At 67.3% G+C, this 25,414-nt stretch carries 21 protein-coding genes; 13 read left to right on the top strand and 8 right to left on the bottom strand.

All coding sequences use genetic code 11. The features are described 5' to 3' along the window. The first annotated feature begins 129 nt into the window (after positions 1-129). The 3 genes from NK1_RS04300 (at position 130) to ahcY (ending at position 3,948) form a co-directional block, all read left to right on the top strand. The gene (locus NK1_RS04300) at positions 130-1,662 is read left to right on the top strand and encodes a sensor histidine kinase (protein ID WP_063007250.1); all 1,533 of its coding nucleotides are present in this window, start codon (positions 130-132) and stop codon (positions 1,660-1,662) included. Beyond that, a complete protein-coding gene (locus NK1_RS04295; protein WP_063007249.1) occupies positions 1,659-2,363 on the top strand; it encodes a response regulator in 705 nt (234 codons plus the stop codon). The genes NK1_RS04300 and NK1_RS04295 overlap by 4 nt, the downstream gene beginning before the upstream one ends. Positions 2,364-2,466: 103 nt before the next feature. Then, complete coding sequence (ahcY, locus tag NK1_RS04290; RefSeq protein WP_063007248.1) at positions 2,467-3,948, top strand: adenosylhomocysteinase; 1,482 nt, start codon at positions 2,467-2,469, stop codon at positions 3,946-3,948. Between the two features lie 70 nt (positions 3,949-4,018). Here the strand turns inward: ahcY and NK1_RS04285 are convergent, their stop codons facing one another. Further along, positions 4,019-4,228, bottom strand: a complete 210-nt coding sequence (locus NK1_RS04285) for a hypothetical protein (RefSeq protein WP_063007247.1) — start codon at positions 4,226-4,228, stop codon at positions 4,019-4,021. Between the two features lie 164 nt (positions 4,229-4,392). Between NK1_RS04285 and NK1_RS04280 the strand changes: the two genes are divergently transcribed. The 7 genes from NK1_RS04280 to NK1_RS04250 all read left to right on the top strand — a co-directional run bounded on the left by NK1_RS04280 (position 4,393) and on the right by NK1_RS04250 (position 12,626). Then, complete coding sequence (locus NK1_RS04280) at positions 4,393-5,040, top strand: dTMP kinase (RefSeq protein ID WP_063007246.1); 648 nt, start codon at positions 4,393-4,395, stop codon at positions 5,038-5,040. Between the two features lie 79 nt (positions 5,041-5,119). Next, positions 5,120-5,797, top strand: coding sequence for an MtrAB system response regulator MtrA (gene mtrA / locus NK1_RS04275; protein WP_030515021.1), 678 nt, complete (start codon positions 5,120-5,122; stop codon positions 5,795-5,797). 44 nt (positions 5,798-5,841) lie between these two features. Beyond that, the gene (mtrB, locus tag NK1_RS04270; protein ID WP_157104075.1) at positions 5,842-7,728 is read left to right on the top strand and encodes an MtrAB system histidine kinase MtrB; all 1,887 of its coding nucleotides are present in this window, start codon (positions 5,842-5,844) and stop codon (positions 7,726-7,728) included. Further along, entirely contained in the window at positions 7,725-9,530 is a 1,806-nt protein-coding gene (gene lpqB / locus NK1_RS04265) for an MtrAB system accessory lipoprotein LpqB (RefSeq protein ID WP_063007245.1), read from the top strand. Before mtrB ends, lpqB begins: the two co-directional genes overlap by 4 nt. A gap of 43 nt (positions 9,531-9,573) precedes the next feature. Beyond that, positions 9,574-10,218, top strand: coding sequence for a ComF family protein (locus tag NK1_RS04260; RefSeq protein ID WP_063007244.1), 645 nt, complete (start codon positions 9,574-9,576; stop codon positions 10,216-10,218). A 284-nt stretch (positions 10,219-10,502) separates the two neighbouring features. After that, positions 10,503-11,216 (top strand): ribosome hibernation-promoting factor, HPF/YfiA family, encoded by a 714-nt coding sequence (gene hpf, locus NK1_RS04255; protein ID WP_245660336.1) that lies wholly within the window; start codon positions 10,503-10,505, stop codon positions 11,214-11,216. Positions 11,217-11,333: 117 nt separating this feature from the next. After that, the gene (locus NK1_RS04250) at positions 11,334-12,626 is read left to right on the top strand and encodes an acetyl-CoA C-acyltransferase (protein ID WP_063007243.1); all 1,293 of its coding nucleotides are present in this window, start codon (positions 11,334-11,336) and stop codon (positions 12,624-12,626) included. Positions 12,627-12,635: 9 nt separating this feature from the next. Here the strand turns inward: NK1_RS04250 and bluB are convergent, their stop codons facing one another. The 6 genes from bluB to NK1_RS04220 all read right to left on the bottom strand — a co-directional run bounded on the left by bluB (position 12,636) and on the right by NK1_RS04220 (position 19,598). Further along, positions 12,636-13,265, bottom strand: coding sequence for a 5,6-dimethylbenzimidazole synthase (gene bluB / locus NK1_RS04245; protein ID WP_063007242.1), 630 nt, complete (start codon positions 13,263-13,265; stop codon positions 12,636-12,638). A 90-nt stretch (positions 13,266-13,355) separates the two neighbouring features. Further along, complete coding sequence (locus NK1_RS04240) at positions 13,356-14,612, bottom strand: fatty acid desaturase family protein (RefSeq protein WP_036504532.1); 1,257 nt, start codon at positions 14,610-14,612, stop codon at positions 13,356-13,358. Between the two features lie 96 nt (positions 14,613-14,708). After that, positions 14,709-16,109: a fatty acid desaturase family protein gene (locus tag NK1_RS04235; protein WP_063007241.1), complete on the bottom strand. Its 1,401-nt coding sequence runs from the start codon at positions 16,107-16,109 to the stop codon at positions 14,709-14,711. Positions 16,110-16,330: 221 nt separating this feature from the next. Beyond that, on the bottom strand, positions 16,331-17,500 hold the full coding sequence (locus NK1_RS04230) for a ferredoxin reductase (protein ID WP_063007288.1): 1,170 nt from the start codon (positions 17,498-17,500) through the stop codon (positions 16,331-16,333). 84 nt (positions 17,501-17,584) lie between these two features. Beyond that, positions 17,585-18,136, bottom strand: a complete 552-nt coding sequence (locus NK1_RS04225) for a DUF6912 family protein (RefSeq protein WP_063007240.1) — start codon at positions 18,134-18,136, stop codon at positions 17,585-17,587. Positions 18,137-18,176: 40 nt separating this feature from the next. After that, a complete protein-coding gene (locus NK1_RS04220) occupies positions 18,177-19,598 on the bottom strand; it encodes a WS/DGAT/MGAT family O-acyltransferase (RefSeq protein WP_063007239.1) in 1,422 nt (473 codons plus the stop codon). On the opposite strand from NK1_RS04220, the gene NK1_RS35985 reads away from it, so the two are divergent. Both NK1_RS35985 and secA read left to right on the top strand, forming a co-directional pair. After that, the gene (locus tag NK1_RS35985; protein ID WP_369689799.1) at positions 19,528-20,322 is read left to right on the top strand and encodes an Rv3235 family protein; all 795 of its coding nucleotides are present in this window, start codon (positions 19,528-19,530) and stop codon (positions 20,320-20,322) included. The genes NK1_RS04220 and NK1_RS35985 overlap by 71 nt on opposite strands. A 253-nt stretch (positions 20,323-20,575) precedes the next feature. Next, positions 20,576-23,413, top strand: a complete 2,838-nt coding sequence (gene secA / locus NK1_RS04210; RefSeq protein ID WP_063007237.1) for a preprotein translocase subunit SecA — start codon at positions 20,576-20,578, stop codon at positions 23,411-23,413. A gap of 416 nt (positions 23,414-23,829) precedes the next feature. Here secA and NK1_RS04200 read toward each other — a convergent pair whose 3' ends face one another. Further along, entirely contained in the window at positions 23,830-24,240 is a 411-nt protein-coding gene (locus NK1_RS04200; RefSeq protein WP_063007235.1) for a winged helix-turn-helix transcriptional regulator, read from the bottom strand. Between the two features lie 77 nt (positions 24,241-24,317). Between NK1_RS04200 and NK1_RS04195 the strand changes: the two genes are divergently transcribed. Continuing rightward, positions 24,318-25,262: an NADP-dependent oxidoreductase gene (locus NK1_RS04195; RefSeq protein WP_245660335.1), complete on the top strand. Its 945-nt coding sequence runs from the start codon at positions 24,318-24,320 to the stop codon at positions 25,260-25,262. Positions 25,263-25,414: the final 152 nt, after the last annotated feature.

Genomic DNA, 25,414 nt, shown 5'->3' with positions numbered 1-25,414 from the left:
CCTCGGGTTCGTACTGTGATGATGGTGGGGACCGTGACCTCGGTCACCATTACGTACGTTTCGTTCACGGGAGGACCGTTGCGGGCGAAAGGCCGGACCGCGAGTTCGCCTGTGCGGCGCGCCGGGGGCATGACGCTGGCCGGCCAGGTCTTCGTGGTGCAGCTGGCGGTCCTGGTGGTGGTGATCGCGGTCGGGTCGGCGCTGGCGGTGTGGGAGGTGCGCCGGGAACAGGACGATGCGACGGCTCGCCGGGTGACCGGCATCGCGGTGGCCCTCGCCCAGGCGCCGTCCACGGCGGCCGCGGTGCGCACGCCGGATCCCACGGCCGTGCTGCAGCCGGTGACCGAACGGATCCGGCAGCGGACCGGGGTCGATTTCATCGTGGTGATGGCACCCGACCGCACCCGCTACACCCACACCGATGTCGGCCGGATCGGACAGCCGTTCAGCGGAAACATCGACCGGGCGCTGGCCGGTGAGACGTTCACCGAGACCTACCCCGGGTCGCTGGGCCCGTCGATCCGGGCGGTCACCCCCGTCGCCGACGACACCGGCCGGGTCGTCGCGCTGGTCTCGGCGGGTGTGACCCGGGCCCGCATCGGCGATCAGGTGCGTGCGCAGCTGCCGTTGATTCTCGGTGCGGCCGGTGCGGGTCTGCTGCTGGCCGTGCTGGGCGCATACCTGCTGCGCCGCCGACTGCTGCGCCAGACCCACGGACTGGGCCCGGCCGAACTCCGGACGCTCTACGAACATCACGATGCCGTGCTGCACTCCGTGCACGAGGGGCTGATCGTGTTCGACCGCCACGATCCGGAGGCGGCGGTGGTCAACGACGAGGCCAGACGCCTGCTGGAACTGCCCGGCGGCCCGGTGCGCCGCGCCGATCTGCCGGTGTCGCTGCGGCGCCTCGACGCCACCGTGGTCCGCGACGAGATGCATGTGACAGCCGCCCGCGTGCTGGTGGTCAACCAGGACGTCGTCTCCTGGGCGGGGCGGCGCCTCGGCACGGTTCTCACCATCCGTGACCACACCGAACTCCGCGACATCATGGGCGAGCTGGATTCGGCGCGCGGTCTGGCGGAATCGCTGCGGGCGCAGGCGCACGAGGCGGCCAACCGGTTGCACGCGGTGATCACGATGGTCGAGCTGGGCCATGTCGATCGCGCTGTCGACTTCGCGACGGCCGAACTGCGGCTCTCCCAAGAACTCATCGACCGCCTGACCGACGCGGTCCACGAGCCGGTCCTGGTCGCACTGCTGCTCGGCAAGGTCGACCGGGCCATCGAACGCGGGGTGGAGCTGACCGTCGCCGAGGACACCGCGCTGGAATCGGTCGCCCCGCTGACCGCGCAGGAAGTGGTGACCCTGGTGGGAAATCTGGTCGACAACGCGGTGGACGCGGTCGCGCAGGATCCGGACGCGTGGGTGGAGGTCTCCGTCCGCTCGGAGGCGTCGGCGCTGATGGTCAGGGTCGCCGACAGCGGGCCGGGAATGTCGGAGGAGGATTTCGCGCAGGCGATGGAACGGGGATATACGACCAAGGCCGAACACCACGGACTCGGCCTGGCGCTGGTCTGGCGGCTGGTGACCCGATACGGCGGTACGCTGCGGGCCGAACGCAGCCCGGAATCGGCTGTCGTGGTGAGGATTCCGGTGCGATGACGGGGCAGCCGATCCGGGTGCTGATCGTGGAGGACGAACCGCGCATCGCCGAGGCGCATCACTCGTACGTCGCGCGGGTGGCCGGATTCGAGCCGGTGGGTGTGGCCGCCACCGGCCGCGATGCGATCCGGACGGCGACGCACGCCGCCGCGGCGGGAACCCCGATCGATCTGGTGCTGATGGATCTGGGGCTGCCGGATATCGGCGGGCTCGAGGTGACCGCCGCCCTGGCCCGCCTGCGGCCGCGACCGGATGTGATCGCCATAACCTCGGCGCGCGACCTCGAGATGGTGCGTGCCGCGGTCGCGCACGGGATAGCGCTGTATCTGCTGAAACCCTTCACCTTCGCGGCTTTTCGCGACAAGCTCGAGCGCTACCTGGAGTTCCGGGCCGCGTTGCCGGCCGGTGACGCGTCGCTGACCCAGCACGAGATCGATCGGGCGTTGAGCGCGCTGCGTACCGCCGATCCGAAAGCGGCCGCCCCGAAAGGTATTGCGCCGCAGACGCTCCAGGAGATATCCCGGGCGGTGCGCGCGGCGCCGGACGGGCTGTCGGCGACCGAAACCGGCCGTGCCGTGGGCGTTTCGCGGGTCACGGCATGGCGCTATCTGGAGCAGCTGGCTACCGACGGCGTGGTGGAACGCCGATCGGACTACGGCCGCGCGGGGCGTCCCCAGGTCCGCTACGTCTGGCGCCGGTGATGCGCTGCCGACCCGGCCGCACCCCGTCGGCGTACACCGAACGCGTGTGAGCGACTAGCCTGAGTTGTCGAACCGACATCCACCGAGAGGCTGATCCAGGCGCATGACGACCTCAGAACTTTCCGCTCAGACGAACCTGACTCCCGATGTCCGTAACGGCATCGACTACAAGGTGGCGGATCTGTCGCTGGCCGAGTTCGGCCGCAAGGAGATTCGGCTGGCCGAACACGAGATGCCCGGTCTGATGGCGCTGCGGCGCGAGTACGCGGAGGTGCAGCCGCTGAAGGGTGCGCGCATCTCCGGTTCCCTGCACATGACGGTCCAGACCGCGGTGCTTATCGAGACCCTGGTCGAACTGGGTGCGCAGGTGCGCTGGGCGTCGTGCAACATCTTCTCCACCCAGGATCACGCGGCCGCCGCGGTCGTGGTGGGCCCGCACGGCACGATCGACGAGCCCAAGGGCACGCCGGTCTTCGCCTGGAAGGGCGAGACCCTGGAGGAGTACTGGTGGGCGGCCGAGCAGATGCTCACCTGGCCGAACGAGCCCGCCAACATGATCCTCGACGACGGTGGCGACGCGACCATGCTGGTGCTGCGTGGCGCCCAGTTCGAGAAGGCCGGAGTCGTTCCGCCCGAGGACGAGTCGCATTCCACCGAGTACAAGGTGTTCCTCAACCTGCTGCGCGCCAGTCTGGCCGCCGATGCGGGCAAGTGGAGCGCGATCGCCGAATCGGTGCAGGGCGTCACCGAGGAGACCACCACCGGCGTGCTGCGGCTGTACCAGTTCGCCGCGGCCGGTGAGCTGACCTTCCCGGCGATCAACGTCAACGACTCGGTCACCAAGTCCAAGTTCGACAACAAGTACGGCACCCGGCATTCGCTGATCGACGGCATCAACCGCGGCACCGATGTGCTGATCGGCGGTAAGAAGGTGCTGATCTGCGGTTACGGCGATGTGGGCAAGGGCTGCGCGGAGTCGATGGCCGGCCAGGGCGCGCGTGTCCAGGTCACCGAGATCGACCCGATCAACGCGCTGCAGGCGCTGATGGACGGCTTCGACGTCGTCACCGTCGAGCAGGCGATCGCCGATGCCGACATCGTGATCACCTCGACCGGCAACAAGGACATCATCGGCCTGGACCACATGAAGGCGATGAAGGATCAGGCGATCCTGGGCAATATCGGCCACTTCGACAACGAGATCGATATGGCGGCGCTGGAGAACTCCGGAGCCACCAAACTGAACATCAAGCCGCAGGTCGACCTGTGGACCTTCGATTCCGGCAAGTCGATCATCGTGCTGTCCGAGGGCCGGCTGCTGAACCTGGGCAACGCCACCGGCCACCCCTCGTTCGTGATGAGCAACAGCTTCTCCAACCAGGTCATCGCGCAGATCGAGCTGTGGACCAAGCCGGAGGAGTACGACAACGAGGTCTACCGCCTGCCGAAGGTGCTGGACGAGAAGGTCGCGCGCATCCACGTCGAGGCGCTGGGCGGCACCCTCACCAAACTGACCAAGGACCAGGCCGAGTACATCGGCGTGGACGTCGAGGGCCCGTTCAAGCCGGAGCACTACCGGTACTGAGTTCGGAAACGGTTGTCCCGCCGGTGCTTTCGAGCCCGGCGGGACATCGTTCGTGCCTGCGCTGCCGCGCTCAGAGCTGGCAGGTCGGGCTGGGGTGCAGCAGCCAGCACAGAATCGAGCCCGGCTCGTTCGATCCGCTCGCCGATCCCGACCCCAGCGGGGAGTCGGCGATGGGCGTGTTCGTGGCCGATGTCTGCGCGGCCGTCGCGGTTCCGGTGGCGAGGCCCGCTCCGAGCACGAGAGTGACTGCGGCGGTGCGTAATACGCGAGAGGTGAACATGGGTGCCTTCCTGTTTCGGGACGCATCCTTGATCACGTCCGGCGCCGCGGCCGTTATCCGAGGCGATGCCCCCAAAAGTAGCGTCTTTTGAAATCTGATCTTTTCAGATAGTGCACCGCGGGTACGTCGAACAGGGTGGACGCGGGAGTTGTAACCTGCACGTTATGGGTGCACTCATCGCGGTAGAGGGCCTCGACGGCGCGGGTAAGCGGACGTTGATCGACGCCGTCGTCGCGGGCCTGCGCGACCGCGGGCTGCGCGTGGACACGCTGGCCTTCCCGCGCTACGGCCGGTCGATCCACGCGGATCTGGCGGCCGAAGCGCTGCGTGGCCGGCACGGCGATGTGGCCGCATCCGTGAGCGCGATGGCGCTGCTGTTCGCCCTGGATCGCGCCGAGGCCCGCGACGAGTTGTCGAAACTGTTGGCGGACAACGATATTGTGCTGCTCGATCGGTATGTCGCCTCCAACGCCGCCTACAGCGCCGCGCGGGCGGGCGAACAGGCGGACGGCGAAACGAGTTCGTGGGTAGCGGAATTGGAGTTCGGCCGGTTCGAACTTCCGGTGCCCGATATCCAGGTGCTGCTCGACGTGCCGACCGAGCTGGCGATCGAACGCGCCCGGCGCCGAGGTGAACTCGACACCGCCCGCGCGCTCGACGCCTACGAACGAGATATATCGCTGCAGGAGCGTACGGCGGCGGTCTATCGTGGGTTGGCCGAATCGCGGTGGCACGGGCCGTGGTGGGTCCATGCGCCGCAGGACGATCCGGTCCGACTCACCGAACGACTGGCGGAAATGATTGGCCGATAGGGTGGCATGTGCGTCGGTAATGTAACCAGTGTTGGCGTGGTTGCCCGTTCCGAGCCGGAGAGATGACAACATAGTAATTATGAAGCCGAAGATTCTGGTCGTCGACGACGATATGGCGCTCGCCGAGATGCTCACGATCGTCTTGCGCGGCGAGGGTTTCGACCCCCATGTGGTCGGCGACGGCACGCAGGCGCTCACCGCGGTCCGGGAATTACGCCCGGATCTGGTGCTGCTCGACCTCATGCTTCCGGGCATGAACGGTATCGACGTGTGCCGGGTGCTGCGCGCCGATTCCGGTGTGCCGATCGTGATGTTGACGGCCAAGACCGACACGGTCGACGTCGTCCTGGGCTTGGAATCGGGTGCCGACGACTACATCGTCAAACCCTTCAAGCCGAAGGAACTGGTCGCGCGGGTGCGGGCGCGGTTGCGCCGTACCGACGACGAGCCGGCCGAACTCCTGTCGATCGCCGACATCGTCATCGACGTACCGGCCCACAAGGTGACCCGCAGCGGTCAGCAGATCTCGCTGACTCCGCTCGAGTTCGATCTGCTGGTGGCCCTGGCGCGCAAACCGCGGCAGGTCTTCACCCGCGAGGTGCTGCTCGAGCAGGTGTGGGGTTACCGGCACGCGGCCGATACCCGCCTGGTGAACGTGCACGTGCAGCGACTGCGGGCCAAGGTCGAGAAGGATCCCGAGAACCCTGAGATCGTGCTGACCGTTCGTGGCGTGGGCTACAAGGCCGGACCGCCGTGATCGCAGGCTCCAGAAGCCGCGTCGAGCGGCTGCTGGCAGCTGTGGTGGCCTGGTTCAAATCCGTCGGAGAATCGCTGGGCCACACGTGGCGGCGATCGCTGCAGTTGCGCGTGGTGGTTTCCACGCTCACCCTGTCGCTGATCGTCATCACGATCCTCGGTGTGGTGCTGACCAGTCAGATCACCGACCGCCTCCTGGACGCGAAAGTCAATGCGGCCGTTGAGGAGATGGGTCGCGCCCGCAATACCGTCGAGGCGCAGCTGACGGGTGTCTCCGATTCGAGCACCCAGGCGGTCCGGTTGCAGGACGCCGTGCGCGCACTCTCCTCCGGCGGCAGTTCCTCCACCGGCGGGGCCGGAACCTACAACGTCGCCCTGGCGATGGTCGGCGACGGCCAGCAGGAGGTGACCGCCGGGCCGATGCTGGAGGTTCCCGCCGAGTTGCGCCGGTTCGTCCAGCAGAACCAGGTGAGTTACCAGTTCGCGACGATCTCGGATCCGGACGGATATCGCGGGCCGGCGCTGATCATCGGCAGCCCGAGCTCGGAAGTGCCGACCCTCGAGGTCTATCTGATCTTCCCGCTCAACAACGAGCAGCGCAGCCTGAGCCTGATGCGCGGCACCATGCTGATCGGCGGCATCGTGCTGCTGCTGTTGCTGGCCGCGATCACCGCGCTGGTGGCCCGGCAGGTGGTGTTGCCGATCCGCTCGGCCGCCCGGATCGCCGGACGCTTCGCCGACGGCCGCCTCAAGGAGCGGATGCTGGTCCGGGGTGAGGACGATATGGCCAGACTCGCCATGTCGTTCAACGAGATGGCCGAAAGTCTGTCCAATCAGATCACCCAGCTCGAGGAATTCGGCAACCTGCAACGCCGCTTCACCTCCGACGTCAGCCACGAACTGCGGACCCCGCTCACCACGGTGCGGATGGCCGCCGACCTCATCCACGGATCCAGCGACGAACTCGATCCGGCGCTGGCACGCAGTGCCGAACTGCTGGTGACCGAGCTGGACCGGTTCGAGGGCCTGCTCAACGACCTGCTCGAGATCAGCCGCCACGACGCGGGTGTGGCCGAATTGCAGATCGAATCGCTGGACGTGCGGATGTGCGCGCGGGCGGCGGTCTCCACGGTCCGGCATCTGGCCAAGGAATCCGGCTGCGAACTGGTGGTGGATCTGCCCGAGGAACCGCTGGTCGCGGAGGTCGATCCGCGCCGCGTCGAACGCGTGTTGCGCAATCTGCTCGCCAACGCCATCGACCACAGCGAGGGCAAACCCGTCCTCATCCGGATGCGCGGCGACGTCGACGCCAACGCCGTCGCGATGGTGGTGCGCGATCAGGGCGTCGGACTGCGGCCCGGCGAGGAGAAGCTGGTCTTCAATCGCTTCTGGCGGTCCGATCCCTCGCGGATGCGGCGTTCCGGCGGTACCGGCCTCGGGCTGTCGATCAGTGTCGAGGATGCGAATCTGCACGACGGACGGCTCGAGGCCTGGGGCGAACCCGGCGCGGGCGCGAGCTTCCGCCTGACCCTGCCGCTGGTGCGCGGACGCAAACTCGGCGCGAGCCCCCTGTCGCTGGAACCGCCCAAGCGGCGGCTGGCCGACCTGCCCGCCGGTTCGGTGGACGCGGCGGACGACCCGGTGGACCCGGCCCCGGAAACCGATCCGGCAGGCGATTCGCCCGACCCGGCGGACCCGGCCGCGACCCGGACACCGGGCGACGGGCCCGACGGCCCGGCGAGCGTTCCGGGTACCGTCGAAGCGAATGCCGATGCCGAACCGTCGGCCCGTACGACGCCGGCGGCCGCGGACTCACCGGAATCGCCGGAGGGTGAACCGGCGGCCGAGCGGAGATCGCCGAAACCGGCGGGGGAGAGCGCGGGCGGTTCGGACGACACCGCACTCGCCGACAAAGAGGACATCAATCCATGAACCGCACCCGTCTGGCAACGCTGCTCGCCGCGCTGTTCAGCTGCGTGCTGGTTCTCGCGGGCTGCGCCAATCTGCCGGATTCCTCGGCCCCGCAGGCGCTGGGCACACTCAACCACGAACCGACCTCCACCGGCCCGCATCCGCCGATCGTCGGGCGCGACCCGGATCTGCTGCTGCACGATTTCCTGGAGGCGACCGCCGACCCGACCGACCATCATCGGACGGCTCGCCAGTACCTCACCCCGGCGGCCGCGCAGAGCTGGGACGACACGGCCAGCACGGTCATCGTCGACAAGCCGGATACGCTGCGCGAATCGCGGTCGGACAATACGGCGACCTATCAGATCCGCGCCCGCAAGGTCGGGCAGCTGGAAGCCGACGGCGCCTACAGTCCGGTCGACAATCTGCTCGAGAGCAAGATCGAGATGACCAAGGTCGGCGGCGAGTGGCGGATCGACGACCTGCCCGCGGGCGTCGCGATCGACAGCAATGCCTTCTACAAGTCCTATCGGCGCTTCACCGTGAACTTCGCCAACCCCGACGGGACCGCGATGGTGCCGGACCTGCGGTGGGTCTCGGCCCGGAAGGAGCAGCTCACCAAGGTCCTGCTGTCGCTGCTCTCGCAGGGGCCGCAGCAGGCCCTCGCGCCCGCCGTGCGCAACGTACTGGCCGATCCGGTGACCGTGCGGGGCATCAGCAAGGCCAACGGCGATGTGGAGGGTGTGGGCGTGGGCCTCGGCGGCGTCCGGGTCGACCTCACCGGCACGGGGGGACTCGATCCACACAGCAGGGAACTGCTGGCCGCCCAGGTGGTGCTAACCCTGTCGAGCGCCGACATCCTGGGCCCGTACTTCTTGTTCGGCGACGGTAAGCCCCTCGACGAACGACATGCGGAATCCGGCTGGTCGGTCGCCGACGTCGGCAACTACAACGTGATCAACCGCGCGCACAACAAGATCGGGCTGCACGTGGTGCGCGACGGTGCCCTGATGAAGGTGACCGATACCTCCGTCGTGCCGGTACCCGGATATTTCGGGGCCGCACGCAACCTGCAGTCGGTCGGGCTGTCCGAGGACGGCAAACTCGTCGCGGCGGTGGCCGACAGCGGTCAGCCCGCGCCTGCTCCGGCGCAGACGTTGATCATCGGCAGCCACGACGGCACCGCGTTCCCGGTTGCCCAGGGCAACAGCTTCACGCGGCCGTCGTGGGCCTTCGACGGTGGATCGGCGTGGGTGGTCGTGGACGGCAACCGCGTCATCCGGGCCGTGCACGACCAGGCCAACGGCAATGTGTCGGTCCAGGACGTCGACTCCTCCGACTTGTTCGCGGTGGCGCCTGCCAGTTCCTCCGGATCGGTTCCGCCGCGGCTGCCCATCACCGAACTGCGGATCTCCCGCACCGGCGCGCGGGCGGCGATGATCATCGGCGGCAAGGTCTATGTCGCGGTGGTGGTACCCAGGGGTGACGGGAAGTACGCGCTCACGTCGCCGCAGCCGGTGGCGGTAAGCCTCAGTACGCCCGCGGTCTCGGCCGACTGGCTCGGCGCCGACACCCTGATCGTGGCCCGTGAGGGCAGCGTCGATCCGGTGCAGTCGGTCGTCATCGACGGATCGCAGCCGAATCCGTTCACCAGCCGGAACCTGACCACCCCGGTGCGCGTGGTCAGCGCCTCCCCGGACGAGCAGTACGTCGCCGATTCCCGCGCGGTCATGCAGCTGCAATCGGTGGAGCCCAATACGGAACGCTTCTGGCGAGAGGTCCAGGGCTTGGGCGCCAACGCGATTCCGGTTTTGCCGGGCTAGTCGCCACGCGCTACCTGTCGGTGCCCTCGGCCACACTGGGCCGATGCGGACGCTGCTGGATTTGGTCCTGCCGCAGTACTGCGGGGGATGTGGATCGGCCGGAACCGGATGGTGCGAGGAATGTGCCGCGACACTGTGGGCGGGGCCGATGCGGGTGTGGCCGCGCACCGACCCGGGGGTGCCGTGCTGGGCGTTGAGCGGATACGCGGGGCCGGCGCGGCGCGCGGTGGTGGCGGCCAAGGAATCGGGCCGCCGGGATCTGGCCGCACCGCTGGGCCGCGCACTGGCCCGCGGCCTGGGCGTGTTGCGGGCTCCCGGCCGTCCGCTGATTCTGGTCCCGGCGCCGAGTCGCCGGGTCGCGGCACGGCGCCGCGGAGGTGATCCGGTGCTGCGGACGGCGCGCGTCGCGACCGGTTGGCTGTCCGATTGCCATCTCGCACCCGTGTTGTGGGCGCGTGGTGGGGTGCGCGACTCGGTCGGATTGAGCGCGCCGGCGCGCCGGGACAACCTGGCGGGCCGGATCGCCGGCCGCATCGAATCGAGCTCGGTGCTGGTCACCCTGGCGGACGCCGACATCGTGCTGGTAGACGATGTCCTCACCACGGGGGCGACCGCGGCGGAATCGGTGCGGGTACTGGCTGGTACAGGTGTGAACGTGCGTGCCGTGATGGTGACGTGCGCCGCGTGAGTCGGAGAAATTTGCGTGAACAGTGGCGGACCGATCGTCGGCGTAATAGCGTTGCTGACAGAGCGATCTGACACCCGAACCCAGAGTTTGGAGGTGGCGACTCGGACGACTTCGTACCGAGCTTTCCGGCATGAGTGGCGGGCCACGGGTGGCAGTCTGCAAGCCCTTTCCGAATCCCGCGCAACCCTCTCTCCGTCCGGCTCGGTGCGGTTGCTAACCCGCCGCACATGAATCGGTTGTGCGGCCAGATCCGGGAGGTACGCGTGACGACTTCACGACCTTCAGTGAAAGAAGCAGATCCCTCGACCGGTACGGGCACCCAGCTGGGTTCCGGTGAACTGAACGGAGCCGAACAGACTATTTCGGATGTGCCCCGGACGCCCGATGCGGACGTCGTGGTCAAGGGACGTAACGTCGAGGTACCCGATCATTTCCGCATTCACGTCGCGGACCGACTCTCCCGCCTGGAACGTTTCGACCCGTCGATCTACCTTTTCGATGTCGAGCTGTTCCACGAACGAAACCGCCGCCAGCGCAAGAACTGTCAGCGTGTCGAGATCACCGTGCGCGGCAAGGGCCCGGTGGTCCGGGCCGAAGCCTGTGCCGACAGCTTCTACGGCGCCCTGGAGTCCGCGGTGGTCAAAACCGAGGCCCGATTGCGGCGCAGCAAGGACCGCCGCCGGGTGCACTACGGAGAGAAGACGCCGGTATCGGTTGCCGAGGCGACAGCCGCCCTGGTGGAAGACACCCTGCCCGCCGGCGCCGACGGATCCGAGTCGGCCGACCGCACCGATACCGAATCGGGCGAGTACGCCGGACCGGGCCATATCGTGCGCACCAAGGTCCATTCCGCGACTCCGATGTCGGTGGACGACGCCCTGTATCAGATGGAGCTCGTCGGCCACGACTTCTTCCTCTTCCACGACCGCGAGACCGATCGTCCGTCGGTGGTGTACCGCCGCCATGCCTTCGACTACGGGTTGATCAGGCTGGCATAGCGAGTGTCGGAAGCCGGACGGCCGGGGCCGAAACGCCCCGGCCGTCCGCCGTTCGCCGGACCGGCGAGATTACCGTGACACCTTGTATCGGGATCTTGCTCGCCCTACTGTAAGGGCATGGCCACCAAGCGTTCTCGTCGCGCCGTCATCGTCGCCGGTGCTCGCACCCCGTTCCTGCGCGCCTTCACCGACTACACCCGGACGGACACCATCGACCTGGGTGTGCTGGCGGTCGGCGGTCTGCTCGAGCGGACCGGGCTGCCCAAGAATCAGGTGCAGGCGATGGTGTGGGGCGGTGTGATCCTGCCGAGCGCGGCGCCCAACGTCGCGCGCGAGATCGCCTTGGATCTGGGCCTCGATCACGGTTGCGAGGGTTACACCGTGACCCGCGCCTGCGCCTCCGGCCTTCAGGCCGTGACCGCGGCGGCGGCCGCCATCGAGCGCGGCGAATACGACATCATGGTCGCCGGTGGCAGCGATTCGACCAGTAATGCCGAGGTGAAGCTGCCGCAGAAGATGGTGCACGCGGCCGCGCCGCTGGCCCTGGGCAAGCCGAAGCCGAAGGATTACCTGTCCGCGGTGGCGCAGCTGGCGCCGTTCACGGATCTGCTGCCGCGACGCCCGAAGATCGCCGAGCGCACCACCGGCGAGGTGATGGGGGAGTCGGCGGAGAAGATGGCCCGCATCCACGGCATCACCCGGGAAGAACAGGACGTCTTCGCCGCCCGCTCGCACCATCGCGCGGCGGCGGCGATCGAATCCGGCCGGTTCGACCGGGAGGTCCTTCCGGTCGCCACCGCGGACGGGAAGACGGTCACCCGGGACGGACTCGTGCGCGCGAACACCAGCGTGGAGAAGCTGGCGACCCTCGCCCCGGTTTTCCGGCGCGACGGCACGGTGACGGCGGGCAACGCCAGTCCGCTCACCGACGGCGCGGCCGCGGTGCTGCTGATGAGCGAGGAGAAGGCACGCGCCCTCGGGGTCGAACCGCTGGCGGCCTTCCGGTCCTGGAGTTTCGTCAGCGTCGACCCGTCCGACCAGGTGCTGATCGGTCCGGCCATCTCCATGCCGCGGGCGCTCGACAAGGCCGGCCTCTCCCTGTCGGACGTGGATTTCGTCGATATCCACGAGGCCTTCGCCGCTCAGACCCTCTCGGTGGTCTCGGCCCTCGGCAGCGATACGTGGGCGAAATCGCGGCTGGACCGCGACCGTGCCGTCGGCGAGATAGACCCGGAGATTCTCAACGTGCACGGCGGTTCGGTCTCGCTCGGCCACCCGTTCGGCGCCACCGGCGCCCGCATGGTGACGACCATGGCCCACGAACTGGCACTCACCGGCAAGAACACCGCGCTACTGGGCATCTGCGCCGCGGGAGGGCACGGCGCGTCCGCCGTCCTCGAACGGGTGTAGGGCGGGGCGCTAGTACCGCTCCCAGTGGATCGCGTCGTCGAGTGGACGCCGGTCGCGCCAGCCGAACCGTTCCAGATCCGGCGTGTGCTGGAATTCGTGCACGGGGCCGACGCACAGCCACGCGACGGGACGAATGCCGGCGGGCAGCTCGATCAAGTCGATGAGGAAGGGGGCGTCGTAGAAGCTCACCCAGCCGACGCCCACCCCTTCGGCGGTCGCTGCCAGCCACAGGTTCTGAATCGCGAGAACGGTGGAGTACAAACCGGTTTCGGGAACCGTCGCGCGACCGAGAATCTGCGGTCCGCCGCGACTGTCGTCGTGGGTGACGACGATCCCGGTCCCGCTCTCGGTAATGCCCTCGATCTTGATCGGTTCGAAGGTACGGGCCCGCTCCGGTGGCAGCGAATCCCGGAATTCGGTGCGCTTCTCGGCGACGTGTGCGGCGAACCGCGCCAATGTCGCCGGGTCCCGCACGATGACGAAATCCCACGGCTGCGAATTGCCGACGCTGGGTGCGCGGTGGGCCGCGTCGAGGATTCGGAGCAGGGTCGCATCGTCGACGAGATCTCCGGTGAATTCGGCACGCACATCGCGGCGCCGCCGGATCACGTCGTAGATGCTGGCTTCTTGCGGTGACACCGGTTCAGTCAAGCAGGCCCGGACACCGGCAGACGAAAGGGGCTCCGCGGAGATCGTCTCCGCGGAGCCCCTTCGGGTTCGGTGATCGCCTCAGGCGGCCGAGCCGACCGTCTGCCGACGTTCCGCCACCCGGCGCTTGCCTTCCTTCAGCGCGGTGCGCAACCCGCGCCGGCGCCCGGTCACCGGGTCGACCGTGCCGATACCGCCGAACGCGCGCTCGGATTTTGTTTCGGGAGCGTCGTCGGTGCCGCGGCGCAGATATTTGTTGGGCACCGACAACTTGATGATGGTGCGCCACGACTTCGCGTACTGCACCGGCAGCGAGCCGCTGGTGTAGGGCAGATCGTATTTGTCGCACAATTCCCGCACCCGCACGGCGATGGCCCGCAACCGGTTGCTCGGCAGGTCCGGGAACAGGTGGTGCTCGATCTGATGGGAGAGGTTGCCGGTCATGAAATGCATGACCGCGCCGCCGGTGATGTTGGCGCTACCCAGCATCTGACGCAGGTACCACTCGCCCTGCGTTTCGTTGAGCACATCGCCCTTGGTGAACTTCTCCGCGCCGTCGGGGAAGTGGCCGCAGAAGATCACCGCATTGGTCCACACATTGCGGACGATATTCGCGGTGATATTGGCCGTCAGCGTGGACAGGAAGGCCGGCCCGGTCAGCAGCGGGAAGATCAGGTAATCCTTGGCCGCCTGCTTGCCGACCTTCTTCAGCACGAGCTTGCGGTCCTGCTCGAATTGCCGGCGTTCCGGCGAATCGGGCGCCCACTTCTTCTTCGCGACCTTGCCCAGCTCCAGATGCTGGATCGCCACGCCGTATTCGAAGAACATCTGCAGCAGCAGGTTGTAGACCGGCTGGCCGAGATAGAACGGCGACCACCGCTGATCGCGCGTCACGCGCAGCAGGCCGTAGCCGATGTCGTCGTCCATACCCAGCACGTTGGTGTACTTGTGGTGCAGGTAGTTGTGCGTGATCTTCCAGTGTTCGGACGGGCCGGCGTTGTCCCACTCCCAGTTGGAGGAGTGGATCTCCGGATCGTTCATCCAGTCCCACTGGCCGTGCATGACGTTGTGGCCGATCTCCATGTTCTCGATGATCTTGGCGGCCGACAACATCGCCGTGCCGGCCAGCCAGGCCGGCGGTAGGAAACTGGCGAACAGCGTGGCGCGACCCCCGATTTCCAGGGCGCGCTGCAAACGGATCACGTTGCGGATGTAGCGGGCGTCGGTCTCGCCTCGGGAGGCTTCGATTTCGCGGCGGATCGCATCCAGCTCCGCGCCGATCGCTTCCACATCCTCGGGAGTGAGGTGGGCGTATTCCTTGACATCCGAGATCGCCATACTGGTTACACTACCGTAGGTTACGGTCCCGTAGGTTATCTCCGGTTCGGATTACAACTGTGGCGTATACCGCATTGTGATCGTGCCCGATATGCCTTAGGTTAGTCGCTTCCGTTGTTGCCGCAACCGGACGCGAACGGTCGCTCGTCCGCGCAGTCCACGGCGTCGGAGTATCTGCTTCTCGGCCCGAGCTTTCTCTTGCAGGGCGAGCTTCGCTTCGCGCAGCGCCGCCTTTTCCTGCCGGGCCTTCTCGCGTAGCGCGGCCTTGGCTTCCACCAGTGCCGACCGCAATCCCTGTCGCCTGCCGGTGAGCGGGTCGACACCGGACAACGGCTCTTCCGCACCGATCGTCAGCGGCAGGGGCAACAGTGAGAATTTGCGTTCCGACGACGTCTCCGGGGCGTCGTCGGCGGTACGACGCAGGAATCGATCGGGCAATGCCAGTTTGTGGATCGTGCGGAATGCCAGAGCATATTGTCTGCCCAGCGATCCCGTGGTGTACGGCAAGTCGTATTTGTCGCAGAGTTGACGGACCTGCTCGGCGATCTCGGGATACCGATTGCTCGGAATGTCCGGAAAGAGATGGTGCTCGATCTGGTAGCACAGGTTGCCACTCATGAACGCCATCGCCGGGCCGGCCTGGAAGTTGGCACTGCCCAGCATCTGCCGCAGATACCATTCCGCCCGAGTCTCGTCCGCGAACTGTTCCTGGGTGAATTTCTCCGCGCCGTCCGGGAAATGCCCGCAGAAGATCACCGCGTACGCCCATAGATTGCGGATCAGATTGGCGGTCGCGTTGGCCTTCAGCGTGGCCTTCCAGCCCGGGCCGCTCAGCAGCGGGAAGACCACGAAGTCCTTGGCGACCTGGCGGCCGGCCTTGCGCAGGAACTGCCGGTTGGGTTCGGACAGCAGATCGCTGCGCGGAACTCCGGCCTGCAGTTTCTCGATCTTGAGATCGTGCAGGGCGATACCCCACTCGAAGAGCGCGGCCAGGATCAGATTCGCCACCGGCTGCGCGAGATTGATCGGCTTCCACTCTTCGTCGCGGGTCATACGCAGGATGCCGAAGCCCACGTCGTCGTCCATGCCGACGATGTTCGTATAGGTGTGATGCGAGAAGTTGTGCGCCCGTTTCCATTGCCCGGAGGTTCCGGTCATATCCCACTCCCAGGTGGTGGAGTGGATCTCCGGGTCGTTCATCCAATCCCATTGCCCGTGGCTGATGTTGTGCCCGAGCTCCATGTTCTCGATGATCTTGGCGACCGACAACATCGCGGTGCCCGCGACCCAGGCCCATTTGTTGCGGCCGGCGAACAGGACCGCCCTGCCCGCGGCCTCGAGCGTGCGCTGGGCGCGAATGGTGCGCCGGATGTAGGCGGCGTCGCGCTCACCCAGCGATTGCTCGACCGTGCGGCGGATGGAGTCGAGTTCCTGCCCCAGTGTCTCGATATCGGCAGCCGTCAGATGCGAATACGCCTTGATGTCGGTGATGGCCACGGTCCTGCAATGCCTCCGCTTCGCTCCGGCGGTTTCGAAATGAATGCCTCTGCCTCGCGTCGGCGGGCCGGTATCGGATTGCCTCCGCTGCGCTTCGGTGGAATCGCCTCCGCTGCGCTTCGGTGGGAGGTCTCGGTCTTGTCCTCTTCAGGGTATCGGTTACCGGTGGTGATCGCTCGCGCCGCCGCGGGGCGGGCGGGTGAACACCACCGGAACGCGACTCACACGTCCAGGGTGCAGTCTCCGGCCGCGGCGGAGATGCAGGTCTGCACCTTCTCCCCGGCCTGATGTTCGGCGCCGTTGCGCAGATCGCGCACATGCCCGTCGGTCAGGGTGACCACGCAGGTCTGGCAGATACCCATCCGGCAGCCGAACGGCATCTGCACGCCCGCCGCCTCACCGGCCTCGAGCAGGCTGGTGGCGCCGTCGACCTCGGTGCTGCGATCGGTGCGGGCGAAGGTGACGGTGCCGCCCTCGCCGACCGCCGACCGTTCCACCTCGAACCGCTCGACATGCAGTTTGTCGCTGATACCCGCGGCGGCCCAATGCTTTTCGACATCGTTGAGCAGCCCGGCCGGACCGCATGCCCAGGTCTCGCGCTCGCGCCAGTCCGGGAACCGCACATCGAGATCGGCGAGATCGAATTTGCCCTGTTCACCGGTGAGGTGGATATGGGCGGTGAAGCCCGGATGCTTGTCGTGCAGCGCCCGCAGTTCCGCGCCGAACATGACGTCCTCGGCGGTCCGGGCGGAATGGATGTGCACGATGTCGTCCATCGCGTCGCCGTCGGTGCGGTCGGCGGCGCGGCGATCCATGGTCCGCAGCATCGCCATCACCGGGGTGATGCCGCTGCCCGCGGTGATGAACAACACCTTGGCCGGCGGCGGCTCCGGCAGCACGAATCCGCCCTGCGGCGCGGCCAGGCGGACGACAGTGCCCTGCGGCACGCCGTTGACCAGGTGGCTGGACAGGAAGCCCTCCGGCATCGCCTTCACCGCGATCGAGATCACCCGTTCGGCGCGGTTGTCCGGGGCGGTCCAGTCCGGCGGGCAGGTCAGCGAATACGACCGCCAGTGCCAGCGTCCGTCGACCAGGACACCGATGCCGATGTACTGGCCGGGGGTGAAGGTGAAGTCGAAACCCCAGCCCGGTTTGATCACCAGGGTCACCGAATCCGCGGTCTCCTTACGGACTTCGACGATCCGCCCGCGCAGCTCCCGCGCCGACCACAACGGATTCACCAGATGCAGATAATCGTCGGGCAGCAGCGGGGTGGTGATGCGGGCGGCCGCTCCACGCAGCGCGTCCAGGCGCGTGCGTCCGGCCATCTTCGCGTCGGCGACGGGGGCCTCGAGCCATGCCCGCAGGCTTTGTACCGATTTCGACACCATCGTGCGAATGCTCATTTCCTGTGATCACGCGCCTGCGGCGCACCCTTCGAGCCAAGGTTACGGCATCGTAGGTTAGCGGGCGGATCAGAGGAGGTCGAGCAGGAACGGCAACTCCTGTGCCGCGTACCAAGCCAGCTGGTGATCCTCCGCGTCGCCGAGCACGAATTCCGCGTCCGGATCGCCCAGATCGGCCGCATCGACGACGTCGACGGCCTTCGCGACCTGCGGTTCGGCCTCGGCCAGGTCGACGTGCACCGAGGCGATGCGCTGGTAGGTGATCGGCCCGGACAGCCGGACCACCGCATCGTCGAGATCCGGGCGCAGGGTCGTGCCCGTCACATCGGCGGCGATCACGGCACGGCGATAGACCGGCGCCGAATACGACGATCCGCCGTCTTCGGCGGCAGCGTCGGGATCGGTGCCGGCGGGCTCGGCGTCGTCGTCGGCGTGCAGCAGCGCGGATTCGCGTTCCTCGGCCAGCAGTCGCAGCGACGCGCGCGCCGCCTCGCCCATCGCCGCCTCGGCCAGTTCCTCGTCGTCGCCGGAGGCGTATGCCTCGCGCAGCGCGGGGGTGACCGCGAAGGCGGTGTCGTTCACCGCGCGAATTTCGCGCTGCGCCACCAATTCCCGGAGCATGGCGATGGTGGCCGGGACATAGACGCGTAGCTTGCCCTGATCAGACGCAGGCACCGAGCATCTCCTCCATGGATTCGCGCACCGCCGCCGCCAGTACGGCGATATCGGCCATCGCCTCGCGGTCGGCATTGAGACCGTAGAACACACGTCCGTCGTAGGACGTGATTCCGATGCTCGACGCCTGATTGCGCAGCAACGGCGATACCGGATACATCTCCAGCATCCGCGCGCCGCCGATGTACATCGGCCGCTGCGGACCCGGGGCGTTGGTGATCACCAGATTGAATGTGTGTTCTGCGAACGTACTCGCCGCCCGCACACTCATCGCGTGCAGGCTGGCCGGGGCGAAGCCGGCCATGTGCACCAGGGTGCGCGCCCGTACCGCGCGTTCGTGCCGGGAATTCTCGGCCGTGGCGTGCGAGATGTGCGACAACCGCATCACCGGATTCTGCTCTCCCACCGGCAGATCGATCAGGAACGAGGAGACCTCGCTGGCCGGGCGCGCCGTGTCGTCGGGCGGCCCGTCGACGTAGACCGACATCGGCACCACCGCCCGCAGCACCGCCGATTCGACCAGGACCTCACCCCGCGACTGCAGGAAGATCCGCAAGGCGCCGGTCATCACGGCGAGAATGGCGTCGTTGATCGAGCAGTCGAAGTGTCGTCGTATGCGGCGATAGTCCTCGAGGTCGGTCCGTGCGATATCGAATCGGCGGCATCGCGAGATCGAGGTGTTGAAGGGACTGTCCGGTGCCGTGCGCCCGGCCGCGCGCACCCGGCTGACCGCGGCGTCGACGGCCTTGCCCGCGGCCGCCACCACCGCGGACGCGTTGGCACCGGCATCGCGCACGACTTCCCACGCCGCCGCGGGCTGGGTCGCCATTTCGGCCAGCGACATGCCCAGCAGTTCCACCTCGCCGGGTTCGCGGTGGGCCACCCAGGTATCGGTCGCGACCACCCGCGGCGAGGGTCCCGAGTCGAGGATGACGTGTCCGATCTCGAGCGCGGTATCGCCGTCCACCAGCGCCGAATGGGTTTTGGTGAAGATCGCGCAGCGGTCGTCGGACAGGCCTTCGATGAGGTACATCTCCCACAGCGGCCGGCTCGGGTCGAGTGGTCGCGAGGACAGCCGCCCGACCAGTTCGTAGAGCTGTTCGTCGGAGCCCGGAGTCGGCAGCGCCGAGCGCCGCACGTGATAGGTGAGGTCGAAGCGACTGTCCTCGACCCAGACCGGCCGACCCAGTTTGAACGGCACCTCGCGCACCCTGCGGCGGTAGCGCGGCACCATCGACAACCGGCTGTCGACCAGGTCCAGCAGTGTCTGATAGTCCACGCACGCGGAGCCGTCACCGGGGTCCTCGGGGGCGACGCGCACGATCGCGAGAGAGCCGATGTGCATGGGATTTCTGCTCGACTCGAGCCGGAAGAACGACGCGTCCTGCGGCGTCAATCTCGTGATCACGCTGTCCGATGCTCCTCTCCGTTGCCGCTCTCCATTGTGGGGTGACACAAACCTTCCGCGCGGGACTGGGTGGGACTTGTCGCGTCGGTGCCGGAATTCCGTCGTCGATGATGCCGGGCATGGCATGCTGGTTCGATCCGTGCCCAAGCATGCCGACCAGGGGGAGTGTCGAATGCTCGAGTCTTCCGCAAGCCCGGTATACACCCGCCGCGCCCGCCGCGCGCCGATATGCGAACCACCGTTGGATCCGAAAAGCTCCGGTGATCGAACGCCGCTCGATCGGGGGACGGCCGACCACGGGGTGCCGCGACTGCGGGCACCGCGCCGGTCCGCCCACGACGGGCGCTCGCCGGCCTCCGGAGCCGGTGCGCCGGCACCGCGCCGGATCTGCGAAGGCGATGAAAATAGTTCTGCTGCAGCGGCTTTCGCGGAGAAGTCGTTGCGGCTGGTGCTGGAGGTCATCGACGGCCGGCGTCCGCTCGGGCAGCTGCGTTCGGTGGTCGAGCCGACCGTGCTGGCCGCCGTCGAAACGCTCGCCCGCACGGCCGCCGCGGAACGCCGTCTCGGGACGGCGGTGCTCGTCACCGTGAGACTCGCCGAGGTCACCGGGCACACCGCGGAGGTGTGCGGCGGATACGAGCGGGGGGAGCGCCGGTTCGCCGTCGCCGCGCGGTTGGTGTTGCGTCGCGGGCATTGGCGGATGAGTGCCCTGCGCATGCGGTGATCGCCGGGCCCGTGTGGTGCCGAAGTGTGATCGATCACTGTCTGCCCCCGATGGGGCACCGCTGTCCATGGATGTGCTGGCGCGGCGGCGCCTACGATGGAGGCCGCATTACCATGGACGATGCCGCTTATCCGCGCGCCGGGAATTTCGCCCATACGATGAGGCGGGGGCTTCGGTATGCCGCGAGTAGTGCGGTGTGCCGAAGATGTAGCACTGCAAGACGACAACATCGACCAGAGGACTGACGAGACCCGTGCCTGCGCTGACACTGACGAGGTTGCTACGTTTTGGTGAGGGTCGCACCGTCAAGCGGCTCGCGCATCTGGCCGACGAAGTTCTCAGTCTGGACGACGAATACGCCGATCTCACCGACGCGGAACTGCGCGCGAAGACCGACGAATTCAAACAGCGCTACGCCGACGGCGAAACCCTGGACGAGTTGCTGCTCGAGGCTTTCGCCGCCGCCCGTGAGGCCTCCTGGCGTGTGCTGAATCAGAAGCATTACAAGGTGCAGGTGATGGGTGGCGCGGCCCTGCACATCGGCAATGTCGCCGAGATGAAAACCGGTGAAGGTAAGACGCTCACCTCGGTGCTGCCCGCCTATCTCAACGCGATCAGCGGCGACGGTGTCCACATCGTCACCACCAACGACTACCTGGCCCGCCGTGACTCCGAGTGGATGGGCCGTGTGCACCGTTTCCTCGGCCTGCAGGTCGGCGCGATCCTGTCCGGGATGAGCCCCGCCGAGCGGCGTGCGGCCTACAACGCCGACATCACCTACGGCACGAACAACGAATTCGGCTTCGATTATCTGCGTGACAACATGACCCATTCGCTGGACGATCTGGTCCAGCGCGGGCACAACTTCGCCGTGGTCGACGAGGTCGACTCGATTCTGATCGACGAGGCCCGGACGCCGCTGATCATTTCCGGCCCGGCCGACGCTTCGAGTAAGTGGTATGCCGAATTCGCCCGTATTGCACCACTTCTGAAGAAGGATGTGCACTACGAGGTGGACATCAAGAAGCGCACCATCGGCGTGCACGAGGCCGGTGTCGAATTCGTCGAGGATCAGCTCGGTATCGACAATCTGTACGAGGCCGCCAACTCGCCGCTGGTCAGCTATCTGAACAACGCGATCAAGGCCAAGGAACTCTACGCTCGCGACAAGGATTACATCGTCCGCAACGGCGAGGTCATCATCGTCGACGAATTCACCGGCCGCATTCTGGTCGGCCGTCGCTACAACGAGGGCATGCACCAGGCCATCGAGGCCAAAGAGGGTGTGGAGATCCAGCCGGAGAACCAGACGCTGGCCACCATCACGCTGCAGAACTATTTCCGCCTGTACGACAAATTGTCCGGTATGACGGGTACGGCCGAAACCGAGGCGGCCGAGCTCCACCAGACCTACGGCCTCGGTGTGGTGCCGATCCCCACCAACAAGCCGATGATCCGCATGGACCAGGCGGACCTGATCTACAAGACCGAGGAATCGAAATTCGCCGCGGTCGCCGACGACATCGCCGAGCGGCACGAGAAGAACCAGCCGGTGCTGATCGGTACCACCTCGGTGGAGCGCTCGGAGTACCTGTCGAAGCTGCTCACCAAGCGCGGTATCCCGCACAACGTGCTGAACGCGAAGTTCCACGAGCAGGAAGCGCAGATCATCGCCGAGGCGGGCCGTCCGGGTGCGGTCACCGTGGCGACGAATATGGCCGGTCGTGGTACCGACATCGTGCTCGGCGGTAACCCCGACATCATCACCGATACGCTGCTGCGCCGGCAGGGCCTGGACCCGGTCGAGACGCCGGACGACTACGAGGCCAACTGGCTGCCCGCGCTGGAGCAGGTCAAGCGGCAGGTCGAAGACGACGCCGATCTGGTGCGCGACGCCGGTGGCCTCTACGTGCTGGGCACCGAGCGGCACGAGTCGCGTCGTATCGACAACCAGCTGCGCGGTCGTGCCGGCCGCCAGGGCGACCCGGGTGAATCGCGCTTCTACCTCTCGCTCGGCGACGAGTTGATGCGGCGCTTCAACGGTGCGGCCCTGGAGTCGATCATGACCCGGCTCAACCTGCCCGACGACGTGCCGATCGAGGCCAAGATGGTCTCCCGCGCGATCAAGAGCGCCCAGACCCAGGTCGAGCAGCAGAACTTCGAAATCCGCAAGAACGTTCTGAAGTACGACGAGGTGATGAACCAGCAGCGCACCGTCATCTACGCCGAACGCCAGCGCATCCTGGCCGGCGAGGATATGGAGGGCCAGGTTCAGTCGATGATCACCGACGTGATCACCGCCTACGTCGACGGCGCCACCTCCGAGGGCTACGTCGAGGACTGGGATCTGGCCAAGCTGTGGACGGCGCTGAAGACGCTGTACTCGGTCGGCATCGAATACCAGGATCTGACCGGTGAAACCGAGGACGGCGAGATCGGCGAACTGAGCCGCGAGGAACTGCTCGAGGCCATTCTCGAAGACGCCCACGACGCCTATGCGCGGCGTGAGAAGGAGATCGACGATCTGGCCGGTCCCGGCAGCATGCGCAACCTCGAGCGTCAGGTGCTGCTGTCGGTCCTGGACCGCAAATGGCGCGAACACCTCTACGAGATGGATTACCTCAAGGAGGGCATCGGCCTGCGCGCGATGGCGCAGCGCGATCCGCTCGTCGAATACCAGCGCGAGGGTTTCGACATGTTCGCCGCCATGCTCGAGGGCTTGAAGGAGGAGTCGGTCGGCTTCCTGTTCAACCTCCAGGTGGAGGTCCAGCAGGCTCCCGAACCGCAGCCCGCGGTCGGCGCCGGCCTGCGCTCCCCGGTCGGCGCGTCCCACCCGGCCCCCGCCGTCCCCCAGGGCAACGGCGCCGCCGAGAACGCCCCGGCTGCCTTGCGCGCCAAGGGAATCGACGAATCCGGCCCGCGCGGTCTGAGCTTCTCCGGCCCGGACGAGGGCGGCCACGCCGAAGTCCGCAGCGCCGCCCAGGAATACGGCGACACCCCCGCCACCGGCATGACCCGCCGCGAACGCCGCGAGGCCGAGCGCGACCGCGCCAAGCAGGGCAAGCCGGCGAAGACCAAGCGCCGCCGGTAATTCCGGCACACGACAGCGGCCGGCCCACCGATCAGGTGGGCCGGCCGCTGTCGTGATGCGCGGCCATGCGCACCAACATCCTTTACATGCGCTGGCCCCGATCCGCCGATGCGTGGACGACGATGAGATCCGGTTCGGGGCGTTGCCGGGAGTCCAGTGTGACTGTCATTTCCCGGCGTACCCGAAGTGTCGGCGGTGCGAAGGTTCGCAACGTGAACGCCAGGTCATCGCTGGTGTAACCGGCAGTCGGGGGATGGCCCACGAAGGCAGTGGATCCGCGGTCATCGGTTCTCCCTCCTTCCTGGATCCGGCCGGTGGCGGGGCGTTGTCAAGTATTGCCTCCGAGCAGCGCGCGGGGGCATCACCGAGTCGAGACGGGTACTGCTCATCCCTGATCCGTAATCAGAGAAGCGTTTCTACTGCGCGGTTTCGGTTTGCTGTTCGTAGCGTGCGCGGGCCGCGTGGACCCGGTCCATGTGCTGCTCGGCCCAGTCTTTGACCGCGCGCATCACCGGTAGCAGGGAGTGGCCGAGTGGGGTGAGCTCGTATTCGACGCGGACCGGGACCGCGGGGGTGACAGTGCGGGTGACCAGACCGTCGCGTTCGAGGTTGCGCAGGGTTTGGGTGAGCATCTTCTGGCTGATGCTGGCGAGGCGGCGTTGCAGGTCGCTATAGCGCTGAGGGCCGTCGGCGAGGGCGTTGACGGCCAGGCTCACCCATTTGTCGGCGATGCGGTCGAGTAGGTGCCGAGCGGGGCATTGTGCCAGGTACGCGTCGTAGTCGGCGCTCGCCTGGGCTCGGCGTTGGGCGGCGGTTCGGGTGGCCACGGGTCTCCTCCGGGTGGGATACGCACCTTCGAGTGCGTACTTCCCTATGGAGAGTAGCTCTCCTTAAGTTGTGCAGTATGAGTTCTCGAAACAACATGCGGGCAGTGGTCGTTCGGCGGGTGGGTGGCCCGCAGGCGCTCGAGGTGGTGCGGGTGCCGGTGCCCGAACCCGGACCGCGGCAGGTGCGGATCCGGGTGGAGGCGGCGGCGGTCAATCCGGTCGATATCGCGACCCGCAGCGGCGCCCTGATCGACGCGGGTCTGATGGCGCCGCGCGAGACCATCGGAATCGGCTGGGACGTAGCGGGAATCGTCGACAGTATCGGCCCCGGAGACTCGACATTCGTTGTGGGGCAACGGGTTATCGGGTTGCGTGATCTGCTCGACCGGCCGCTGGGTGCCTACGCCGAGTATCTGGTGCTCGATACCGATGCGGTCGCGCCGGTGCCACCGGACGTCGGTGTGACGGAGGCGGCCACCCTGCCGCTGAATGCGCTGACCGCGCACCAGGCTCTCGCGCTGCTCGGCCTTCGCGCCGGTGACACCCTGCTGGTGACCGGCGCCGCGGGAGCGGTCGGCGGTTTCGCGGTCGAGTTGGCCGTGCGTAGCGGACTGCGGGTGGTCGCGCAGGTCGCCGACGAGGATGCGGCATTCGTTCGAGGACTCGGCGCCGAATGGACCGTGCCTCGCAGGTGCGCCGACCTCGCCGAAGCGATACGTGCGCTGGTTCCGGGAGGTGTCGATGGCGCGCTGGACGCCGCGGGCTTGGGCGTGCGTGCCACGGCGGCGGTCCGCAACGGCGGCGCGTACGCCGGCGTGGCCGGTGGCCCGGCCCCTGTTCCGTTGCGCGGCATCAGAATTCATCAGGAATGGATCAGAGCCGACGGAACCGCGCTCGCCGAACTCGCGGCGCTCGGCCTGACCTTGCGGGTAGCCGATGTCCTTCCGCTCGAGCGCGCGGCCGAGGCACACGAGCGGTTGTCCGCCGGTGGAGTGCGCGGCCGGCTGGTGCTCACGCCGTAGTCACCCGCTGGTTATGTGCTTCGTCAGCACGTCGCGGCGATCTCGTCTGTGACTTCTCAACAGCGGGGACCGGGAGGCAGGCGAACAGCTAACGCGGGGCATACGGTCGGTTTCATCGAAGGCCGACACCGACCAGGAGCTGCCCATGTGTT

Origin of the sequence: Nocardia kruczakiae NBRC 101016 (assembly GCF_001612965.1) — a bacterium.
Lineage (GTDB): Bacteria > Actinomycetota > Actinomycetes > Mycobacteriales > Mycobacteriaceae > Nocardia > Nocardia kruczakiae.
This window is presented reverse-complemented; position numbering and strand designations above follow the sequence as displayed.

What these genes read in the sequence shown, in the direction of transcription:
- NK1_RS04300 (WP_063007250.1), top strand. Translation starts at nt 130, where the DNA reads ATGACGCTGGCCGGCCAGGTCTTCGTGGTGCAGCTGGCGGTCCTGGTG.
- NK1_RS04295 (WP_063007249.1), top strand. Translation starts at nt 1,659, where the DNA reads ATGACGGGGCAGCCGATCCGGGTGCTGATCGTGGAGGACGAACCGCGC.
- ahcY (WP_063007248.1), top strand. Translation starts at nt 2,467, where the DNA reads ATGACGACCTCAGAACTTTCCGCTCAGACGAACCTGACTCCCGATGTC.
- NK1_RS04285 (WP_063007247.1), bottom strand. Translation starts at nt 4,228, where the DNA reads ATGTTCACCTCTCGCGTATTACGCACCGCCGCAGTCACTCTCGTGCTC.
- NK1_RS04280 (WP_063007246.1), top strand. Translation starts at nt 4,393, where the DNA reads ATGGGTGCACTCATCGCGGTAGAGGGCCTCGACGGCGCGGGTAAGCGG.
- mtrA (WP_030515021.1), top strand. Translation starts at nt 5,120, where the DNA reads ATGAAGCCGAAGATTCTGGTCGTCGACGACGATATGGCGCTCGCCGAG.
- lpqB (WP_063007245.1), top strand. Translation starts at nt 7,725, where the DNA reads ATGAACCGCACCCGTCTGGCAACGCTGCTCGCCGCGCTGTTCAGCTGC.
- NK1_RS04260 (WP_063007244.1), top strand. Translation starts at nt 9,574, where the DNA reads ATGCGGACGCTGCTGGATTTGGTCCTGCCGCAGTACTGCGGGGGATGT.
- NK1_RS04250 (WP_063007243.1), top strand. Translation starts at nt 11,334, where the DNA reads ATGGCCACCAAGCGTTCTCGTCGCGCCGTCATCGTCGCCGGTGCTCGC.
- NK1_RS04240 (WP_036504532.1), bottom strand. Translation starts at nt 14,612, where the DNA reads ATGGCGATCTCGGATGTCAAGGAATACGCCCACCTCACTCCCGAGGAT.
- NK1_RS04230 (WP_063007288.1), bottom strand. Translation starts at nt 17,500, where the DNA reads ATGGTGTCGAAATCGGTACAAAGCCTGCGGGCATGGCTCGAGGCCCCC.
- NK1_RS04225 (WP_063007240.1), bottom strand. Translation starts at nt 18,136, where the DNA reads ATGCTCCGGGAATTGGTGGCGCAGCGCGAAATTCGCGCGGTGAACGAC.
- NK1_RS35985 (WP_369689799.1), top strand. Translation starts at nt 19,528, where the DNA reads ATGTGCATGGGATTTCTGCTCGACTCGAGCCGGAAGAACGACGCGTCC.
- NK1_RS04195 (WP_245660335.1), top strand. Translation starts at nt 24,318, where the DNA reads ATGAGTTCTCGAAACAACATGCGGGCAGTGGTCGTTCGGCGGGTGGGT.